16 protein-coding genes and 1 pseudogene are annotated in these 19578 nt (G+C 58.9%); 8 read left to right on the top strand and 9 right to left on the bottom strand.

The annotated features are described in order from the left end of the window. Position 1 precedes the first annotated feature (1 nt). Both JFU37_RS31420 and JFU37_RS28735 read right to left on the bottom strand, forming a co-directional pair. Positions 2–640, bottom strand: a pseudogene (locus JFU37_RS31420) (PAS domain-containing protein); the annotation flags it as partial. Positions 641–1078: 438 nt separating this feature from the next. Continuing rightward, positions 1079–2392, bottom strand: a complete 1314-nt coding sequence (locus tag JFU37_RS28735) for an MFS transporter (RefSeq protein ID WP_201120514.1) — start codon at positions 2390–2392, stop codon at positions 1079–1081. Positions 2393–2706: 314 nt separating this feature from the next. Here JFU37_RS28735 and JFU37_RS28730 point away from each other — a divergent pair, with 314 nt between their 5' ends. Then, positions 2707–4125 (top strand): TIGR00366 family protein, encoded by a 1419-nt coding sequence (locus tag JFU37_RS28730; protein ID WP_201120513.1) that lies wholly within the window; start codon positions 2707–2709, stop codon positions 4123–4125. A 36-nt stretch (positions 4126–4161) separates the two neighbouring features. Here JFU37_RS28730 and JFU37_RS28725 read toward each other — a convergent pair whose 3' ends face one another. Next, positions 4162–4431 (bottom strand): HepT-like ribonuclease domain-containing protein, encoded by a 270-nt coding sequence (locus tag JFU37_RS28725; RefSeq protein ID WP_446739617.1) that lies wholly within the window; start codon positions 4429–4431, stop codon positions 4162–4164. A 60-nt stretch (positions 4432–4491) separates the two neighbouring features. Between JFU37_RS28725 and JFU37_RS28720 the strand changes: the two genes are divergently transcribed. From JFU37_RS28720 to JFU37_RS28710, 3 genes are all read left to right on the top strand, one after another. Further along, complete coding sequence (locus JFU37_RS28720; protein ID WP_201120512.1) at positions 4492–6192, top strand: acid phosphatase; 1701 nt, start codon at positions 4492–4494, stop codon at positions 6190–6192. 191 nt (positions 6193–6383) lie between these two features. Then, positions 6384–6704 (top strand): hypothetical protein, encoded by a 321-nt coding sequence (locus tag JFU37_RS28715; RefSeq protein ID WP_201120511.1) that lies wholly within the window; start codon positions 6384–6386, stop codon positions 6702–6704. A gap of 164 nt (positions 6705–6868) precedes the next feature. Next, complete coding sequence (locus tag JFU37_RS28710) at positions 6869–8041, top strand: hypothetical protein (protein ID WP_201120510.1); 1173 nt, start codon at positions 6869–6871, stop codon at positions 8039–8041. A 63-nt stretch (positions 8042–8104) separates the two neighbouring features. Here JFU37_RS28710 and can read toward each other — a convergent pair whose 3' ends face one another. Further along, positions 8105–8749, bottom strand: a complete 645-nt coding sequence (can, locus tag JFU37_RS28705; protein ID WP_201120509.1) for a carbonate dehydratase — start codon at positions 8747–8749, stop codon at positions 8105–8107. A 185-nt stretch (positions 8750–8934) separates the two neighbouring features. Here can and JFU37_RS28700 point away from each other — a divergent pair, with 185 nt between their 5' ends. After that, positions 8935–9339 (top strand): serine kinase/phosphatase, encoded by a 405-nt coding sequence (locus tag JFU37_RS28700; RefSeq protein WP_201120508.1) that lies wholly within the window; start codon positions 8935–8937, stop codon positions 9337–9339. A 125-nt stretch (positions 9340–9464) separates the two neighbouring features. On the opposite strand, the gene rimI is transcribed toward JFU37_RS28700, so the two are convergent. Then, a complete protein-coding gene (gene rimI / locus JFU37_RS28695) occupies positions 9465–9917 on the bottom strand; it encodes a ribosomal protein S18-alanine N-acetyltransferase (protein WP_201120507.1) in 453 nt (150 codons plus the stop codon). Beyond that, positions 9910–10650: an energy transducer TonB gene (locus JFU37_RS28690; RefSeq protein WP_201120610.1), complete on the bottom strand. Its 741-nt coding sequence runs from the start codon at positions 10648–10650 to the stop codon at positions 9910–9912. The genes rimI and JFU37_RS28690 overlap by 8 nt, the downstream gene beginning before the upstream one ends. 238 nt (positions 10651–10888) lie before the next feature. Between JFU37_RS28690 and mksB the strand changes: the two genes are divergently transcribed. From mksB to mksF, 3 genes are read left to right on the top strand one after another with little or no spacing between them, the layout of a single operon-like run. Then, positions 10889–12166, top strand: coding sequence for an Mks condensin complex protein MksB (mksB, locus tag JFU37_RS28685; protein WP_201120506.1), 1278 nt, complete (start codon positions 10889–10891; stop codon positions 12164–12166). Next, a complete protein-coding gene (mksE, locus tag JFU37_RS28680; RefSeq protein ID WP_201120505.1) occupies positions 12156–12857 on the top strand; it encodes an Mks condensin complex protein MksE in 702 nt (233 codons plus the stop codon). The genes mksB and mksE overlap by 11 nt, the downstream gene beginning before the upstream one ends. Next, complete coding sequence (gene mksF / locus JFU37_RS28675; RefSeq protein ID WP_201120504.1) at positions 12854–15694, top strand: Mks condensin complex protein MksF; 2841 nt, start codon at positions 12854–12856, stop codon at positions 15692–15694. Before mksE ends, mksF begins: the two co-directional genes overlap by 4 nt. A gap of 222 nt (positions 15695–15916) precedes the next feature. Here the strand turns inward: mksF and JFU37_RS28670 are convergent, their stop codons facing one another. Genes JFU37_RS28670 through JFU37_RS28660 form a run of 3 tightly spaced genes read right to left on the bottom strand, consistent with a single transcriptional unit; the run spans position 15917 to position 19482 of the window. Next, a complete protein-coding gene (locus JFU37_RS28670; RefSeq protein WP_201120503.1) occupies positions 15917–18220 on the bottom strand; it encodes a PqiB family protein in 2304 nt (767 codons plus the stop codon). Continuing rightward, on the bottom strand, positions 18213–18836 hold the full coding sequence (locus tag JFU37_RS28665) for a paraquat-inducible protein A (RefSeq protein ID WP_201120502.1): 624 nt from the start codon (positions 18834–18836) through the stop codon (positions 18213–18215). The genes JFU37_RS28670 and JFU37_RS28665 overlap by 8 nt, the downstream gene beginning before the upstream one ends. Continuing rightward, positions 18823–19482 carry a paraquat-inducible protein A gene (locus JFU37_RS28660; protein WP_201120501.1) on the bottom strand — a complete coding sequence of 220 codons (660 nt, stop codon included), beginning with the start codon at positions 19480–19482 and terminating at the stop codon, positions 18823–18825. Before JFU37_RS28660 ends, JFU37_RS28665 begins: the two co-directional genes overlap by 14 nt. Positions 19483–19578 lie beyond the last annotated feature (96 nt).

Below are 19578 nucleotides of genomic sequence, written 5' to 3'. Positions count from 1 at the left end.
GTTTGTTGTTGGCATCGGTCACCGGGTTGTAGGACGCCTCCAGCCAGACCGTACGACCGTGGCTGTCGACGCGTTTGAATCGGCCGGCCACAAACTCACCGGCGTTCAAGCGCTGCCAGAAGTGTTGATACTCGGCGCTGTTGTACTCCTGCGGCTCGCAGAACGTTCGGTGATGTTTACCCTTGATCTGCGCCAGGCTGTAACCCATGCCGCTGAGGAACCGGTCGTTAGCCGTCAACACCTGACCATCAAGATCGAACTCGATCACCGCGGTCGAGCGCACCAACGCGCCGATCAGGTTCTCGTGCTCACGGGACGCCTCAATGGTGCGGGTCAGGTCGCTGGAGTAAATCGCGAAGTGCCTGATCCGCCCGTCCGCAGACCGCACTGGCTGCACAATCGAGCGCAACCAGGCTTCCTGGCCATTACCACGCAACAAACGCACCGCGCCGGCGAAGTGCTCGCCACGGGTCAGCGAGGCCTTGAAGCGGTGATGAAACTCGTCCGATTTCACATGGGCCGGGACGAGGTCCTCGATGTGTCGGCCGACCAGGTCGTTGCTTTTGTAGAGCATCTCGCCGAGGAAGTTCTGGTTGGCCGATTGAATCCGGCCATCGGGATCGAGGGTCAGGACCAGCATCTCGCTTTCCAGACTTTCCTTCACTTGCTGAAGGCTGGAGAGTTCTTCACGAAGAGCCGACAACTCTTGCTTCAAGCGTTTGTTGAACATGGGAAAGTACCGATGGACAGAGATAGAAAGCGGAATGCAGCCTAGCCATCGGCTTTGGAAGTATTTTCTGAAGAGCGTTTGCGGTTTGTCCTACAAAAATAAATGAGGGGCAGACGCTTAATGCCAGTCAGTTAAGCCGTAACGCGATCTTGGTAGCAGCTGGCGAAGCCTGCGTTCGGCTGCGTAGCAGTCGTGAAATCAGGCGGCGCGGTGTTTCAGGAAGACCTCACTCAGGTTTTACGACTGCTACGCAGCCGAACGCAGGCTTCGCCAGCTGCTACCAAGAGCGTGTTTCGCCTGAGATTTTCTTACTGACTGGCATTAGGGCTGGCGCTTCGGAGCATTCAATCAGATCGCGCCAGCCGCTGAGCAGCTTCCAACGCTCGGCATCCGTGCGCCAAAATACGCGGCACTGCTTACGCCTACCGCCCCCATCGCGGCGCAGAAAATCACGCAGATCCATGGACTCCACGGCATCAGGCCGATCAACAACAGCGGTGTGACACTCGCCCATGCGGCGTAGGCAATGTTGTAAGTAAAGGAGATGCCCGAGACGCGAATCCGCGCCGGGAACAGGCTTACCATCACCGACGGCACCGCGCCAACCACCCCGCAACTAAGGCCGGCAATCGAGTACGCCAGGCCGATCCAGTTGCCGCCGATAATCAAGCAGGTATAAAGCACGCCAATACCCAACGGCAGCAGCAGGCTATAAAGCATCACCGTGCGCCACGCCCCGATGCGGTCGACCAGCAACCCGGCGAGCACGCAGCCAATGTTCAGAAAAACGATGCCCAAGGCACTGAGTGCGAAGGTGTGACCAGCGCTCATGCCGAAGGTTTTCTGCATCATGGTCGGGGTGATCACCACGAACACCACCACCGCCGACGTCAGCACGCACGTGAGGATCATCGCTGGCAGCATCGCCAGGCGATGTTCACGCAAGACCGTGCGCAATGGCAGTTCGATAGCGGCGTCGCGTTGCGCCTGCATGGCCATGAACACCGGGGTTTCGCTGAGCCAGCGACGTAGCCAGACGCCGATCACGCCAAACACGCCGCCCAACAGGAATGGATAACGCCAGGCGTAATCAAGGATTTCGGCCGGTGTGAACGCCTGTGTCAGAAACGTCGCCGTCAATGCACCGATCAAGTACCCAAAGGTCAGCCCCGCTTGCAAAAAGCCCAAGGCATAACCGCGATGCCCGACCGGTGCGTGCTCGGCGACAAACACCCAGGCGCTGGGCACTTCACCACCGACCGCCGCGCCCTGGAGGATTCGCAGGGCTAACAGCAGCAGCGGCGCGAAATAACCTATTTGCGCGTAGGTCGGCATGATGCCGATCAGCAGGCACGGCAGCGCCATCATCAAGATGCTCAGGCTGAAGACCTTCTTGCGCCCCAGTCTGTCGGCGAAATGCGCCATCAGAATTCCGCCCAGTGGCCGCGCCAGGTAGCCGGTGGCAAAGATCCCGAAGCTTTGCAGCAGCCGCAGCCACTCGGGCATTTGCGGTGGGAAGAACACCTGGCTGAGGGTCAGGGCGAAAAATACGAAAATGATGAAGTCGTAGATTTCCAGCGCCCCGCCGAGGGCGGCGAGCCCCAGGGTTTTGTAGTCCGAGCGGTTGAATGGCGCCGGGGGCGAATCGGTGTTGGCAGTCATGAAAAAGAACTCTGGAATCGGCAAAAAAACCAAGGCGCCCATGGTCTACGCAAACGTGTCCACGGACAACCCGTTAGACCTTAGTCCCATACGCCCAAAACAGCGCCGCAAAAAGCATCCTATTGTTTTACTGTTGGCAGCTGTCCAAATGGGCCTTTGCCGCCAATGCATTGTAGGAGCGAGCTTGCTCGCGATGGTCGTTAACGATGACGCGTGTTTTCTGGCTAAACACGGCGCTCTGAAGTCCATCGCGAGCAAGCTCGCTCCTACAGCCCCTGAAAACCACAACAAACATAAGAATTCGAGGTACTCCCGTGGCCGCTGATATCGAAGATAGCCGCTATGCCCGCTTTGCCCTGCGCTGCTCAAGCTTTGCCGAACGCTGGTTCCCCGACTCCTGGGTGTTTGCCGCACTGGCGGTGATTATCGTCGCGGTGGCCACCATGGCCATGGGCGCCAAACCCACCGACGCCGCCATGGCGTTCGGCGACGGGTTCTGGAGCCTGATCCCGTTCACCATGCAGATGGCGTTCGTGGTGATCGGTGGCTATGTGGTCGCCAGTTCGCCTCCGGCGGTGAAATTGATTGATCGCTTGGCGCGCATCCCGAAAAACGGCCGCTCCGCCGTGGCTTGGGTGGCGCTGATTTCCATGGTCGCGTCGTTGCTGAACTGGGGCTTGTCGCTGGTATTCGGCGGTTTGCTGGTGCGCGCCCTCGCCCGCCGCACCGATCTGAAAATGGATTACCGCGCGGCCGGTGCGGCCGCGTATCTCGGCCTTGGCGCCGTGTGGGCCTTGGGCCTGTCGTCGTCCGCCGCGCAACTGCAGGCCAACCCGGCCAGTCTGCCGCCGTCGATTCTGTCGATCACCGGCGTCATTCCCTTCACCCAAACCATTTTTCTCTGGCAGTCCGGCGTGATGTTGCTGGCGCTGATCATCATCTCGCTGATCATTGCCTACGCTACCGCCCCCGGCCCGAATACCGCGCGTGATGCCAAAGCGTGTGGCATCGACCCCAGTTTCAATCTGCCGCCGCTGCAACCGCGCACCCGCCCCGGCGAATGGCTGGAACACAGCCCGCTGCTGACGATTCTGCTGGTGTTGCTGGCCGCCGGCTGGCTGTTTCATGAGTTCTCGACCAAACCGGCGATCAGTGCCATCTCGGGCCTGAACACCTACAACTTCCTGTTCCTGATGCTCGGCGCGTTGCTGCACTGGCGCCCACGCAGCTTCCTCGACGCCGTGGCCCGTGCGGTGCCGACCACCACTGGCGTGCTGATCCAGTTTCCGTTGTACGGCTCGATCGCTGCGCTGATGACCACCGTCAAAGGCGCTGACGCTCAAACCCTGGCGCACCACATCTCGACCTTCTTCGTCAGCATCGCGTCCCACGACACCTATGCGCTGCTGATGGGTGTGTACTCGTCCATCCTTGGTTTCTTCATCCCGTCCGGCGGCGGTAAATGGATCATTGAAGCGCCGTACGTCATGCAAGTGGCCACCGACCTCAAGTACCACCTGGGTTGGGCCGTACAAATCTACAACGCCGCCGAAGCCCTGCCGAACCTGATCAACCCGTTTTACATGCTGCCGCTGCTCGGTGTGCTCGGGTTGAAGGCGCGGGACTTGATCGGATTTTCGTTCGTGCAACTGCTGGTGCACACGCCGCTGGTGCTGTTCCTGCTGTGGGCGCTGGGGACGACGCTGACGTATACGGCGCCGGTGATGCCGTAACTGAAGTGGATTGCACCCGCTGTGGAGCAGGTGCAATCAGGTTTGATCGGTGGGTAACACCTTCAGAAATTCAGGCAACGCCGCCTGAACCGTATCCCACACCACTTCAAGATTGATATCGAAGTAGCCGTGGGCAATACGATTGCGCACACCTCGCATGCTGCGCCATGGCACTTGGGCGTTTTGCGTGGGTATCGCGCCAGTCCAGCAGTGCCTGATGATGGTAAATGTCGCACACCGTGACAGGATGCGTGCCGGCCATCGCAGTGTCAGCCAATTGAAACTCTCGTGTAACCTCCCCGCCACACCGCGCTGCTAGTGTCCCGCAGAAATATATTGCAACAACTTTGCAAGACAGGAGTCGGAATGAACGACGAAAAAGACGGAAGCGACATCCCCTCCCCCGAAGACGATCAACCCACCGATACCAGCCGTCGCCGTTTCCTCGGTGGCGTTGCGGTATTGGGTGTAGGCGCTACCTTAAGCGCTTGCGGCCCCCATGGTGATGAACCGGGAAAACCGGCTGAACGAGCACTGACGCCAACCGAACTGGATAAAGCCCTGCGCGAACAGGTGAAAAACGTCGTGGTGATCTACGGCGAAAACCGCAGCTTCAACAACCTGTTTGCCGATTTCCCCGGCATCGAAAACCCGCTGTCCGCGATCAAACCCGAGCAATACCTGCAACGCGATCGCGACGGCAGCGTGCTGTCGGGCCTGCCGCCGGTATGGGGTGGCGTGAACCAGGTCGGCCCGCAAACCCTTGATGGCGTGATTTATCCCGCCGGTACGCAGTTTCAGGAACATCTGCCCAATGCCCCGTTCGCCCTCAAGGGGCCACAAGGCGAAGACTTGCCCCTGAACCTGGTCACTCGCGACCTGTGGCATGTGTTCTATCAAAACCAGATGCAGATCAACGGCGGCAAGAACGATCACTTTGTGGCATGGGCCGACTCCGGCGCCCTGACGTTCGGCCATTACGCCCAGACCCGGTACTCGCTGCGCTTGTGGGATGTCGCCAAAGAATTCGTCCTGTGCGATAACTTTTTCCAGGGCGCGTTCGGCGGTTCGTACCTGAACCATCAATATCTGATCAGTGCCCAGGTGCCGTTTTATCCGGATGCCGCCAACTCGGCGGCCAAGTCGCAGATCGCCACACTGCAGAGTGATGATCCGACCGATACGCGCCTCAAGCCGTTGGCCCAGTCACCCACCAGCGCCATGACCGGCCCGCCGCAATTCGGCCCGAGCCTGCTGACTCCCGACGGCTATGCCGTGAACACCATGGCTCCCCCTTACTGGCCGACCTGGATCCGCGATCCCGAGCGCCCGGACTACGCCAAAGCCGACTTGCCCAGCGTGCTTGTCCCGCAAACACACGAACATATCGGCGACAAGCTCTCGAAGAAAAACGTCGACTGGGCCTGGTACGGCGGCGCGTGGCAAGCCACGATCGATGAATACAAGGATTCGGGAGCCATTCCGAAAATTCCGAACTTCCAGTACCACCATCAACCGTTCAACTACTTCAAACGCCAAGGCCCGGAAAACCCGGCTGAACGCAGCAAGCGCCTGCGCGATGGCGGTTTGGGCGATGAGTCGAGCACCAACAAGTTCCTGGCCGATGCCGAAGCCGGCAAGCTGCCAGCGGTGACGTTCTACAAACCCCAGGGCAACTTGAATATGCACGCGGGCTACGCCGACGTGGCATCTGGCGACCGGCACATCGTCCGCGCACTGAAGGTTTTGCAGCAGAGCCCGCAATGGAAAAACATGGTGGTGGTGATCACGGTCGATGAAAACGGCGGCTGGTGGGATCACGTTGCTCCGCCCAAAGGCGATCGCTGGGGCCCGGGGACGCGTATCCCGGCGCTGGTCATTTCACCGTTCTCGCGCAAGGGCACGGTGGACCATACGGTCTACGACACGGCTTCGATCCTGCGGCTGATCACTCGGGTGTTCCAATTGGAGACACTCGACGGAATCAAACTGCGCGATGAGTCGATGATTGCCCGTGGCCAACAGCCAATGGGGGATTTGACCAATGCCTTGCATTTCACGAGCTGACTGAAGATGGCATCGCCCCTTGTCGAAGGGGCGAATGACTGCAGCTGAATTGGTCTTACAAACAGGTTCGGTGTTGCCTGACACAACGCCAGGTAACGTCCTATCTTCAATGCATAAATTACCGCGTTAGACTTCGACGGAGCAGACAACTTCTATTCAGTAAACTGCATTAACCAAGGACGGAAAAGTAAATGCCTTTAATATCGAAATCGCTGGAAGAAATGATTAATGAAATTTACCAGGATGGCAGAGTTTCATTCGTTGAATATAAAGCCCTGCGCGATGATGCCGACAGACGCATGGACGCTGTCATTCGGGAGTTTGGCCACCATAACAATGTGACGGCTTTTCAAAAGGCAATGGATGTCGCCATGCAGTTACTGCAGTCGGCAATTATCGATGCCAAGAAAGCCAAACTTACCGATACCGGCGAAGCCATCGTTAAAGACGCTGTTGTTGCCCAAGTGGAATACTTGCGCGCTGGAAGTGATTTAGCCCTGCATCTGTTGTAACGCCACAACCAGGAGTCGGTCCGCCGCAAGAGTGCGGCGGGCTACAGCCTGCGTTCCCGACTCATCACAATTATTCTGTTTCATACCACTTCTCTGACTACCCTTGCCGATCCAGTATGACGCTGTTCCCTATCCTAGGGCCCATCGCTGAAAAGGATCTGAGCATGTTCAAACTTGCAGGACTCACCCTTGCCGCCCTCACCCTGAGCGCCACCGCCCACGCCGATGTCGACCTGAAGCTGGGCAACACCGAACGGGTCACGCGCCTGTTTGCCTTCCCCAACAACTGCAACGTGATCTGTTTTCGCAACCGGACGCTGGAACAGACCGTCGAGCATTACCTGACCCAAAGCGTGCAACGCGATGGCTACAGCGAAGCGAAGGTTCTGGTGAAAACCGATAACGATCAGCTCTACGCCGAAATCAGCGGCGTGCCCAAGGGTTATGAAAAACCGTTGGCAGCGCTACTCGATGCCGGAGATCTGGCCTACACCGGTGCCAGCAAACTGAATGCCGATGGCAAGTGGGCCTACAGCTGGTATCTGTTCCTGCCATTGGGCATGGCGCTGGAAAACCGCAAAAGCGTTGAACTGCTGCACTTCCCGCCGGATTACTCGTTGACCCAGGCACAAGATTATCTCAGGTCTGCCACCACCGATCGTTGGGCCACGCTGCTCACCGACAACGGCATCCCCGCAGACCAGACGCCGGGCTACCAGACCATCATCGACATCGCACCGATTGCCGCGCCATCCAGTGCCGGCAAGGATCTGGAAGGGGTCTACGACTACTTCAAGGACTATCAGACCTCCATGGTCAAGGACGTCAGCCAGAACGCCAGCGGTGCCGCGTTACCGATGGTCGCCTTCGGCGCGCCGGTGCGTAACTGGATCAAACAGCAATACGGTCCGACCGTGAACGTGTTGGGTCTGGCCACGATCAGTCCAAGTACAGGGGTAAACGTGCCGGTACTGGGTTCCAACCACCCAAGCTACATCTGGTACGCCGCTGACCCCGCGACCTACACCGGTGAAGATGCCCAGGCCAAGGCCGACGCCGCCGGCTTGAAAGTCATGGGGCAGGATTTGAGCGCCGCGTGCTGGCAGGCCGGCATGGGCAGCAAACCGGGCACTGACCCTCAAGTTCAGCTGAAAAGCTGCACCCAGACCTGGCAAGTGACCCAGAAAGAAAAGACCTGTGAATTGTTTTACACCTCGATCCGCAACCTCACGCCTGAACAGGCAGTGACCAAGTGCGCAACGCCACCGATCAAATCCCAACTCAAACAGCTCAAGGCCCCGGCCCCCGCGACCGCAATGCCTGCGCCACACCTGTAAACGATGCATGACTTTCCCGCGTGGCCGATGGCTGACGCGGGAAAGCGTCTGTGCTGAAAGGCTTTACAACTTCTCGACCGGACGCAAGCGGTATTGCGGCGGCAGTTGCTCGAAACCGCTGATGGTCGTGTTCAGGCTTTTCCAGCGGCCGTCCTTGATGCCATAGATGCAACCGTGGATCGACAGCTTCTGCCCACGATGCCAGGCGTTTTGCACAATGCTGGTGTGGCCGACGTTGGCCACCTGCTGGATCACGTTGAGTTCGCAGAGGCGGTCGACCCGCTCTTCTTCGGTCGGCAACTCGGCCAGCTCTTCGCGCTTTTCGTAATAGAGATCACGAATCGACCGCAGCCAGCCGTCGATCAGGCCCAGCTGGCGATCCTGCATCGAAGCGCGCACACCACCGCAGCCGTAATGCCCGGTGACGAGGATATGTTTGACCTTGAGCACGTCCACCGCGTACTGGATCACCGACAGGCAGTTGAGGTCGGTGTGCAGTACCACGTTGGCCACGTTGCGGTGTACGAACAAGTCGCCTGGGAGCATGCCGACAATCTCGTTCGCGGGCACACGGGCGTCAGAGCAACCGATCCACAGGTATTCCGGCGTCTGCTGGCGGGCCAGCTTGGCGAAGAAATCAGGATCTTCTTTGGTGATCGCGTCAGCCCAGCGCTCGTTGTTATCAATCAGATCTTGTAATTCGTTCATACAATGAAAGCCTCGAGAATGATGCGTTGCTTTGACAGACAACCGGCCGTCGGGGTCACGCACGAGATGTAGATCCCCTTGATGCCCTGATGCACCCAACGGTTCGCTGGCGCTCCGTGCCGGTGGAATTCTCAGCAGCCCAGTGGGTCTACTCTAAAGTAAGGCCCACAGTATGAGGAATTGCCATGACTGATTCACGACGTCCTTTCGATGCGGTGCAGCCCGAGCCCATCGATGACAATGAAGACCGCATGGGATCGATGCATGAGCTGGATTTCGACGAGGAAGAACCCAGCACTAAAATTGGCGACGAACTGCCGGCAACAGCGAGCGAACGACTGATGGCCCGCAATCGAGTGCGTAAAGACGGCATGACCGGCGACTCGACCGATGACCATGATTCCACCGACGACGACATGAGCCCGGAAAACCTGATCCGCGAAGACGGCGCCCGGGATGCCCATGAAGCGGGTGAAGGTGGCCAGGCCGATTGGGATTTAAGCATTGTCGATGAAGACGACATCGGGGGTGGCAATGGGCTGGATGAGGCGGAAATGGCAGAGCGCGATCCGATAGATGGCAATCGCTGAACCAGGGGGCAGACCGAATTCACCTGTGGGAGCTGCCGAAGGCTGCGATCTTTTGATCTTTTGTTGTCGCGAAATAGAAAGATCAAAAGATCGCAGCCTTCGGCAGCTCCTACAGGGATCTGTGTTCAGTCGACGAGGGTGCAGGCCATGACCACGGCATCTTCACGCCCGCCAACCGCCGGGTAGTAATCCCGACGCCGGCCAATCTCGTTAAACCCATACCGCTCATACAACCGGAACGCACCACGGTTACTGTCGCGCACTTCCAGAAAACACTCTCGTGCCTTAGCGTCATATGCACGGGACATCAAATGCTCAAGCAGCGTCAAACCCAGCCCACGGCCTTGATTTTCCGGTTTGACCGTGATGTTCAGCAGATGTGCTTCATCAAGGATGATCTGCACCACACCGTGACCAACCTGCTGCTGACCTTCGAACATCAGCCAGATCTGGTACTTGCCCAGCCCATCGAGAAAAATCCCGCGGGTCCAGGGATGGCTGTAGGCCGCGTATTCAATTTTCAGGACAGCGTCCAGGTCCGCTTCGGTCATCGGGCGGAACGATACAGCGTCACTCATTCGATTCTTTCCAGCGCGCCATCAGCCGACGCATGGCTTGCCAGACATCAGCTTTACGCTGTGGCTCTTCCATTAATAATTCCAGGCCCGGCAGGGCCCAGACCGAGCCCAGGCCTTCGACCTGGAGTTCACGGTTGAAGGATTCGGCGTTCGCCTCTCCGGCAAAACGCACCGCGGGCAGGCCGATCAGCCATACGCAGACGCAGGGAGCATCTTCCAGCCGGGCCGAAAGAAAACCTTGCACGAAGTCGCGAGCAGCTTCCGGGCCCTGGTCCATGGTGCCACGGACCAATAGCGGCCAACGCACCGGCTCGCCGACGATCTGCGGGCTGTCCGGCAGGCCGGCGGCGCGCAGCATGTCCTTGAGCAGCAGATACGCGGGATCGCGGGTCTGGAACGTTTCGCCTGTGGGTAACTCCACCAGCAGCAGGCAGCGGCCGGCGCGCAGCAATTGCAGGGCGAAACGCGGTGGCGGCACGACCGGCGCCTTGACCGCGACCGGCGCCTCCTCTTCTTCGACCTTGGCGTTCGTGCGCGTGCTGGCCAACGATGGCCGCGGAACCTCGATCTTCACCCGTTCGGCCGGTTTGATCACCGGCTCCACTGGCGCTTCCGCCACCGGAACCGGTGCAACCGGGACGATGACCAACGGCTCGGGCATCTCCAGCAGCTCGGCGCGCGAGGGCGCGGCAAAGGGCAATTCGGTGCGCGGCAGCCAGTTGACCACCTGCATGGCGGCCAAATAAGCGCGGCGACGGGACTCGATAAGCAAAGGTCGGCCACTTGTGGATAACTAAAGTGCGGTGATTCTACCGCCCTTCGCTCAAGATCGCCCGCGCTGTTGATCGATAGACTTCACCGATAGTCTTTCCACCTATGAAAAATGGCGACAGCCCGTCCCGAGAGTGAAGCGCCACGCCTGCGATGAAGTACAATCGCGGCTTTTAATCGCCAACCAGCCGGCCATTCCGATGATCGAACCCAAGCGCGTCTTGCGCGCCCTCGCTGAACACTGGGCACTTCTGGAGCCACTGTGCGAGCACTTCGACCAGGGCACCTTGAGCCTCAACGAACTGCGTTCACAGTTGGCCGCCCAGCAACTCGACAGTACGCCGCAGGACATCACCAGCCTGCTGGACGTGTGGATCCGCCTCGACATTCTGGTTCCCGTGGCGAAAAGCCCGAACCGTTTCGAGCTCAACGCCCAGATCCATGACTTCCTCGCTTACCTGCGCCGTGAGCACCGTCTGGGCCTGTGCCTGGAAATCGAAGCCTACTTGCGCCACCTCGAGCGCCTGGCCGGTTACATTCAGGACGCGTTCGACATCCGCGACGGTGACGACCTGGCGCGCCAGTTGCGCCTGCTCGACATGCGTGTGCGAGACGTTCTGAAGAAGCTCGCCAACGATGAACAGGCCCTGGTGGCCGTCGCCGAACGCGCCAAGACCAGCGACCGGCAGATTCCATTGCGTCAGCGTTATGCTGAAGTGCTGGCGACCTGGGATGAATACGTCGAGCCGATGATTCAGTTGGTGAACGCCGATGGCGCCTTCGAACAAGGCGTGCGCAAGGTCGAAAACGTCCTGTTGAAGATGCTCACCGACCAGCAGCGCCTCGGTCACTTGGTCGATGACGACATGCTGCTACGCACCCACGCGCGCATCCTCGAAATGCAGACCAGCGCCCAGCTGACCCTACGCCACGCCCGCGAACTGTTGCTGCCGCTGCGCGAAGAAGCCCGTCGCCACAACGCCGTGACCCGTGGCGCAGCGCTGGCGCTGGCGGCCATCCGTCGCAAAGGCATCGATGCGGTGCCGCAAGCCGCCATGCCGATGTTCACCCGCCCGCAAAGCACATTCCTCGGCAGTGCCAGTCAGGTCGAGGCCTACGTGTATGCACTGGCCCGATTCGAACCGAAACCGGCGCGCTTCCCCAAGGCCCACAAGACTCAGAAAGGCGAAGCACCGCGCGCGCCACGCACGGTTCGGGAAATGCTCGAACGCTGCGAGGACGCCCTGCCGATGCCGGACCTGATGACCTGGCTGCTGGACCAGGAACCGGACGGCGCCACCGACGAATTACTTTATTGGTTCTCGCGCCTGTCGCGGGAAAAACGCTTCAAACGCGAGCGTCTGGAGCGTCGCGACTACCACACTCACGAGCACCAGGTCAGCCTGCGCTCCTTCGCCCTGCTCTCGGCCGGCGACATCGCCGCCGAGGATTCTGCGAGCATTCCACATGCATCTTGATCTATCCGAACTGTCCCAGCTGGCGCCGATCTTTCGCGAGCTGTTCAAGGGCTACCACGTCAGCCGCCGTGACCCGGAACTGTACGCACAACTGTCGAACTTCCAGGACCAGTACCGCACGCTGTTCAAGGCATTGGGCTTTGAACTGGTCTGCGACACCCGCGGCTTCTACTACTTCGTCCCGGACCTCGCCGCGGCGGCGGTGAATAAAACGGCGCAACGTCTGGCGCTGTTCACCTTCATCCTCGTCGAGCATCTGGCAGATCAGGGTCGTGACCCCGTCGCCGTACTCGACGGCGGCAGCCTTGGCCGCGATGAATTGCCTTCCTTACTGGAAAAGTACCGCGACCTGTTCATCCAGGCGGAGGTGCAGACTGTCGAAGAGCTCGAAGAAAAAATCATGCGCCGCATGACCCAACTCGGTTTTGCCGGCGAAGAAAACGGCGTCTACCGTTTCCTGCCGCCGATGCACCGATTCCTCGATGTCTGCCTGTCGGTTCAGCAGGACCGCGATCTGGCGGCCAGCCTGCACAGCGTGCTACCTCTGCCGGTTCCGGTGTTGATCGACGACGACAGCGACGAAAAGCTGCTGCAGACCGATGATCCGCTGGACCTTAGCGACTTCGAAGAAGAAAGCGAAGAAGACGCGATGGCCCGTGCCATTGCCGAAGAACAGGAGACCGACGCATGAGCAAGGAACGCTACGGCATTCGCCGCTTCGCCCTTTTGAACACCGCCGGTTACAGTCTCGGCCTGTTCCCGCTGGAAGAACCGCTGTCGGTCTACGGCGCGAACAACCTCGGTAAATCCGCGTCGATCAACGCCTTGCAGTTTCCGATTCTGGCGCGCATGTCGGACATGAGTTTCGGCAAGTACAGCCTGGAACAGTCCCGGCGCTTTTACTTCGCCTCGGACACCAGTTACATCCTCGTCGAAGTCTCGCTGCCCCACGGACCTCACGTCATCGGCGTGGTGGGTCGCGGCCCGGGCGGTGGTTTCGGTCACCAGTTCTTTGCCTACGCCGGCAAACTCGATCTGGCTCACTATCAGAAAAACGACACCTGCCTGCGCCAGAAAGAGCTGTTCACCAACCTTGAGCGCGAGGGCCTGAAAGCCTACGAACTCAAGCCGGATGAATTGCGTCGCTTGCTGGTTGGCGGTCACACCTCGATTCCGCTGGACTTGACGCTGATCCCGCTGCGTTCCACCAGCGAACAGAGCCTTAAGACTTTCCGCGCGTTGTTCATCAACCTGCTGCACATGCGCGAAATCACAGCGGCCAAGCTCAAGCAGCTGTTTCTCGATGCGTTCGAACACAGCCTGCGTTCCGGCAGTGTCGACTACATCGCCGCGTGCGAAGAAGCGTTCCGCGACGTACGACGCATGGAGCAGGACTACAACTCGCTGGTCACCGCCGGCCCACTGGTCGAAGCCCTCGCGGCAGGCGTGACCCAGCGCAATATCCTGCGCGGCAAATTGCACCGGATCTCGCCGCTGCTCGATTCCCTGCTCGGCACCTGGTCGGACTACGCCAGTGCGCGCAAGGAAGAGCTGACGATTCAGGCCGAGCACTACCGCAACGAGCAAGACGCATTGCAAAACGATCAACGCGGCGGCACTCAGGAGCTGATGCGTCTGGAGCGGGAAATCACCGGCATCCAGCGCTGGCTCGGCGAGCTGTCGGTGCTCAAGCATCGCTTCGCGTTAGTCGATGACGTTAAAGTCCTGGAGCAGCAACTGCTCGCCGCCAAGGACGCGCACGATGAGCTGGCCGGTGCGCTGGCGCAGTCGCGCCAATTCACCGCCGAGGATTTGGAAGAACGTCTGCGGGATCTGGAAAAACGCCTGAAGTCGGTCAAGCAACAACTCGATCACGCCGACAACAACAGCTACGCCCGTCTGCGCGAAGAATTCTCGCAACAGGATGTAGAGCGCCTGATGCGCCTGTTCAATAGCGCGCTGTTCAGCCTGCCGCTGGGCGAGCACGGGATTGCGCTGGACGAGGACGGTCAGTGGGTCAAATCCATGGAGCTGATCCTCGATGGCTTCAAGGGTGAGCGTTTCGAGGTGCCGGGCCTGTCCATCGACCTCTCGCACATCGAGCCGCCAGCGCTACAAGCCTTGGCTGACCGCGCGGCATTGCGCGATCAGAAAGAGCGCCTGGACAAAGAGCTCAAGCAACTGAAAACCCAGCAAGCGGTTGCAGCAGACCGCGCGGCCAGCAAAACCCAGACTGAAGCGTTGTACCAGCAAGTGCTGGACGCGCAGAAAGCCCTGGAAGATTTCCGTCGCGCGCAAACCCTGAGCGCCGAGGAAGGCGACAAGCTGGAACAGCTGGCGCAAATGGAAGCCGCACAGGATGAACTGAAGCGCTCCAGCGACGCCTTCACCGAACGTGTCCAGCAACTGTCGGCCAAGCTGCAACTGGTCGGACGGCAGATCGGCGATATGGAAGCCAAGCAACGCACACTCGACGACGCTCTGCGCCGCCGTCAGTTGTTGCCGGCAGACCTGCCGTTCGGTACACCGTTCATGGACCCGATCGACGACTCCATGGACAATCTGCTGCCGCTGCTCAATGACTATCAGGACAGTTGGCAGGGGTTGCAGCGCAGCGATGGTCAGATCGAAGCGCTGTACGCTCAGGTTCGCCTCAAAGGCGTGGCCAAGTTCGACAGCGAAGACGATATGGAGCGTCGTCTGCAATTGTTGATCAACGCGTACGCGCACCGCACCGATGAAGCACTGACCCTTGGCAAGGCGCGCCGTGCGGCGGTCACCGACATCGCTCGGACCCTGCGTAACATTCGTAGCGACTACGACAGCCTCGAGCACCAACTGGCGCTGTTCAATCGCGAGATCAACAAGCGTCAGGTCTCCAACCTGCAGAGTTTCCGTATCGTGCTCGCGCCGAACAAAGAGGCGCTCAAGCACATCGACCAGATCATCCACAGTGCCGGCCAGTACGAAGAAGGTGAAACACTTTCCGTCTTCGACCTGAGCCAAAGCGCGGATCAGGACAACAAGAACGAAGAGGCCAAGGAGTATTTGGCACGGCTGGTGGCGGCGAACCACAACCAGCTCGGCCTCAAGGACTTGTTCGAGCTCGCGTTCGAAATCACCAAGGTCAACGGTCAACCGGTGATTCACACCGACATCGATGGCGCCGCTTCCAACGGCACCACGATGACCATCAAAGCGCTCACCAACATGTACTTGTTGCTGCACTTGATGGACCGCGACCAGGCCGGCCGGGTGCGTCTGCCGTACTACCTCGACGAGGCGGCGGACATCGACGAGAAGAACCAGGCAGCCTTGCTGGAAACCAGCCTGCAACTGGGCTTCGTGCCGATCCTGGCGAGTGTGAAGCCGCAGGTTTGCGCCAGTGTCGCCATCGACCTGGAAGGCGGCAGCGGGCCGAACGGGATCTACATCGACGAAGCGGACTGGAAGTACATCCGTCGTCACGATGAAGTGAAACCGACGATCATCGTGCAAGCGGATGAGCCGGAGCTGGATGCGGTCTGATTTGAACCGTTAGATACGAAAAAGGCCGCGATCCAATGGATCGCGGCCTTTTTTTGTGGCTGCATTTTTGAATGCTTTCAGTGAGCTTGAGGGCCTCTTCGCGAGCAAGCTCGCTCCTACATTGGATCGGTGTCGTACACAAATGCGATGATCGACATAGATTCAATGTGGGAGCGAGCTTGCTCGCGAAGGCGTCATCACAGACGCCCTATGAACTGCCTGCTACTTACCGATCGAAATTTTCGGCGCCCAGGTCAGCCACTCTTCTTCAAACTTATCGAACAGTGGGAATGTTTGCTCAGGCCGCGCGGGGCTCCCCATGCGATCACCGTCCGGCGTGGCGAAAGCGATGCCACCCTGAATCAGGGTCTCCAGCGATTCAGTACGGACCGTCGCGCCTTTGAACAAGCCGTAGTCGAAACCGAAACCGCTGGTATTCCAGAATCGCGTGCCGCTGCGCACCAATGGCGCGTACTTCGGCTCAATCAGGATGTGCACCAACACACGATCAGCGGTCTGGCCCAGTTCGTAGCCCGTCACCTTGCCCACGGTGATCTCGCGATACGTCACCGGTACGCCGGTTTTCAGCGAACCACGGCGAGCGGCGCTCAGGACCAGACTCAAACCGGGTTCTTGCAGGGCGGTTTCCGGTGGATTGGCCAGGGCGACAAAGTTCTTCTGCGGGCCGAGGTTTTTCGCTGCAGGCTGAACTTCGATGTATTGGCCGGTGACCAACGTCTCCAGATTCGACGTTTTGATCAGACCCAATTCTGGTTTGACTACCCAAAACTGACTGCCTACCCGGGCGATACGCTCAGGCACTTCGGTGATTCGCGCAGTGAGCATCACCGATTGCAGGTCATCCGTGAGGTCGACGTCTTCAATCTTGCCGACATCCAAACCTTTGAACCTCACCGGTGTGCCGCTGCGCAAACCATCGGCGCGATCGACCTTGATCGTGACCACCGTGCCTTTCTGGTTGGCGTCGTCATGGCTGGCGAACAGACGGAAACGTGGAATACGTTTCTGCAGCGGCGCTTTTGCTTCCGGTGTTTCGAAGGCAATGCCGCCGGCCATCAGGCTTTGCAGCGACTCACTTTTGACCTGGATTCCACCAGTGAGTCCCCCCGTCAGCGTGATGCCACTGGCATTCCAGAATCGTGTCGAGGCGTTAACCAGACCTTCGTATTCCTTCTCGATGTGTACGCCGATTACCAACTGCTTTTTAGTGCGTGAGAACTGATAACTCTGCACCGAACCTACCTTGACCTGCTTGTAGAGAATCGGGCTGCCGACTTCCAGTGAACCGAGGTTCTCGGTGAACAACACCAGGTGCAAGCCCGGTGAACGCAAATCAAGCGGCGGCGCCTTGGGCCGTGCCACGAACTCACGTTGTGGCGCTGCGCCTTTGTCGCCGGGGCGCACGGCGATGTAGTTACCTTTGACCAGGGCTTCCAAACCGGTGATGCCCGCAAGGGAGATCGACGGTTTGACCACCCAAAACTGAGTGCCTTCGACCAGATAATCTTCGGCCAGCGGGTCCAGGGTCAATTCGGCGGTAGCAGCGGAGAGATCGGGATCGATCTTCAGTGCTTTCAGATTGCCGACCTGGATGCCCTTGTACATCACCGGCGTGCGACCGGCCTGCAAACCTTCGAAATCGCTGAGTTTGACCTTGACCCGAATACCGGCCGCGGCGGCATCGAAGTCCTCGTAGAGACGGAACGGCAGACTCGGATCGGTGGGCGGGCTGTCCTTGCGGTTTTCCGGCGTGGCGAACGCGATACCACCCGCGACGATGCTGGCCAGCGACTCACTGCGCACTTTCACACCGGACAGGTTAGCGTCGATGCTGATGCCGCTGGCATTCCAGAAACGCGTGTGTTTGCGCACCAGCTTGGCGTACGTTGGCTCGATGAACACTTTGAGTTCAACCGTGCTTTGGTCTTCGGACAGCAAGTAGCTTTTGATCTGGCCGACTTTGATCTGCTTGTAGAACACTGGGCTCCCGCGGTTCAGCGAGCCGAGGCGATCCGCCTTGATGGTCAGGTGCAATCCGGGCTTGGCGTCCGACAACGGTGGCTCTTCCGCCAAGGCCTTGAACTTGCGAGTCGGTTCGCCTTCGCCAGGACTGATGGCTACGTAGTTGCCCGACACCAGGGTTTCCAGGCCAGTGATACCGGCCAGCGTCACGCTGGGTTTGACCAGCCAGAAGCGCGTGCTGGTCCTGAGGTATTGCTCCACGTCCTTGTTCATCTCGATGGTGGCGATCACACCTTTGGAGGCGCCTTCGTCGTCGAGCTTGAGGGTTTTCACCTTACCGACCGACATGCCTTTGTAGACGACTTCAGTCTTGTTGGCCTGAATGCCTTCGCCACTATCGAAACGCACCTGAACTTCGATGCCGGTTTCGGTGTAGGCACGCCAGCCGAGCCAGCCGCCGATGATCAAGGCGATCAGGGGCAACACCCAAATGGCAGACCAGTTCGAGGCCGGTCGGGTTTTAGCTGTAGGTAAATCAGTCATAGTCGTCGTCCGACTCCGTGTTATCCCAAATCAGTCGGGGATCGAAAGTAACTGCGGCAAACATCGTCAGAATCACCACACTGGCGAAAGCGATGGCGCCAAGATTGGCTTCGATGCTGGCAAGCCGTCCGAAATTCACGACGGACACCAGAATTGCGATCACAAAGATATCCAGCATCGACCAGCGCCCAATGAACTCGATAAAGCGATACATCCAGATACGTTGACGAGCAGAGAGCGGCTGGCGACGCTGCACCGAAAACAGCAGCAGCGCGATGCCTACCAATTTGAAGGTCGGGACCAGGATACTGGCAATGAAAACCACGGCTGCGATTGGAATCATGCCGTGCTGAACCAGCTGGATCACGCCGGACATGATGGTGCTGGGATCACCTTGGCCGAGGGAACTGACCGTCATGATCGGCAGCACATTCGCAGGGATGTACAGGATCGCTGCGGTGACGAGCAACGCCCAGGTACGCATCAGACTGTTGGGGCGACGAGCGTGAACCAGGGCACCGCAGCGGGTGCAGACTTGCTCGTCGGTGTCAGCTTCCTGCTTATTCAATTCATGGCATTCAGCGCAAATCAGAATGCCTGCATCAATCGCCCGCATGGGCATCCTCTCCTGATAAAGCCTGCCAGATCTGATGAGGCGACATCACAACCTCCAACCAGACCTGAACCAACAACAAACTGATAAAGCAGGCCAAGCCAAGACCTACGGTAATAGTCGCCATATCTGCCAGTTTTACGATCGCGACCAACACGCCCATGAGGTAGACCTCAAGCATCCCCCAATCGCGTAGATGGTGATAAATGCGGTAGAGCAGGAGGCCATAGCTGCGTCCAACATCAAAACGAATACTCAACAGCACGACCAGTTGGCAGAGCAACTTCAACAACGGGATCCCCATGCTGCAGAGAAACACGACGACTGCCACGCCTTGCATACCGGTGTCGAACAGGCCGACAACGCCTCTCCAGACCGTGTCATGCGACGAATGACCGAGTAGATGGAGCTGCATGATGGGTAAAAAGTTCGCCGGGACATATAACAATAGAGCGGCGAGGACCAAGGCAAGACTACGTTGCACAACGTTGTGCCGATGCGCGTAAAGCTCGTAACCGCAGCGTGGACACAGGGCTTTCTCACCATGGGCAAGCTCAGGCTTGCGCATCAGCAAATCGCACTCATGACACGCCACCAAGTCGTCCAGTGGTAATTCTGACAGCCCGGGGGCGTCAACCGGATCTGGCATAAAGGCTCTGGCTCCAAAAAAGGTGGACCTATTCTAGTGGTCTAAATCGAAAATAACTGTGCAAATTTATGCTGCTCCGGGACGGTGCTTTATTCC

The sequence above is a fragment of the Pseudomonas sp. TH41 genome, assembly GCF_016650695.1.
GTDB lineage: Bacteria > Pseudomonadota > Gammaproteobacteria > Pseudomonadales > Pseudomonadaceae > Aquipseudomonas.
Note: the sequence above shows the minus strand (reverse complement) of the source record. Positions and strands in the feature narration are given on the sequence as shown.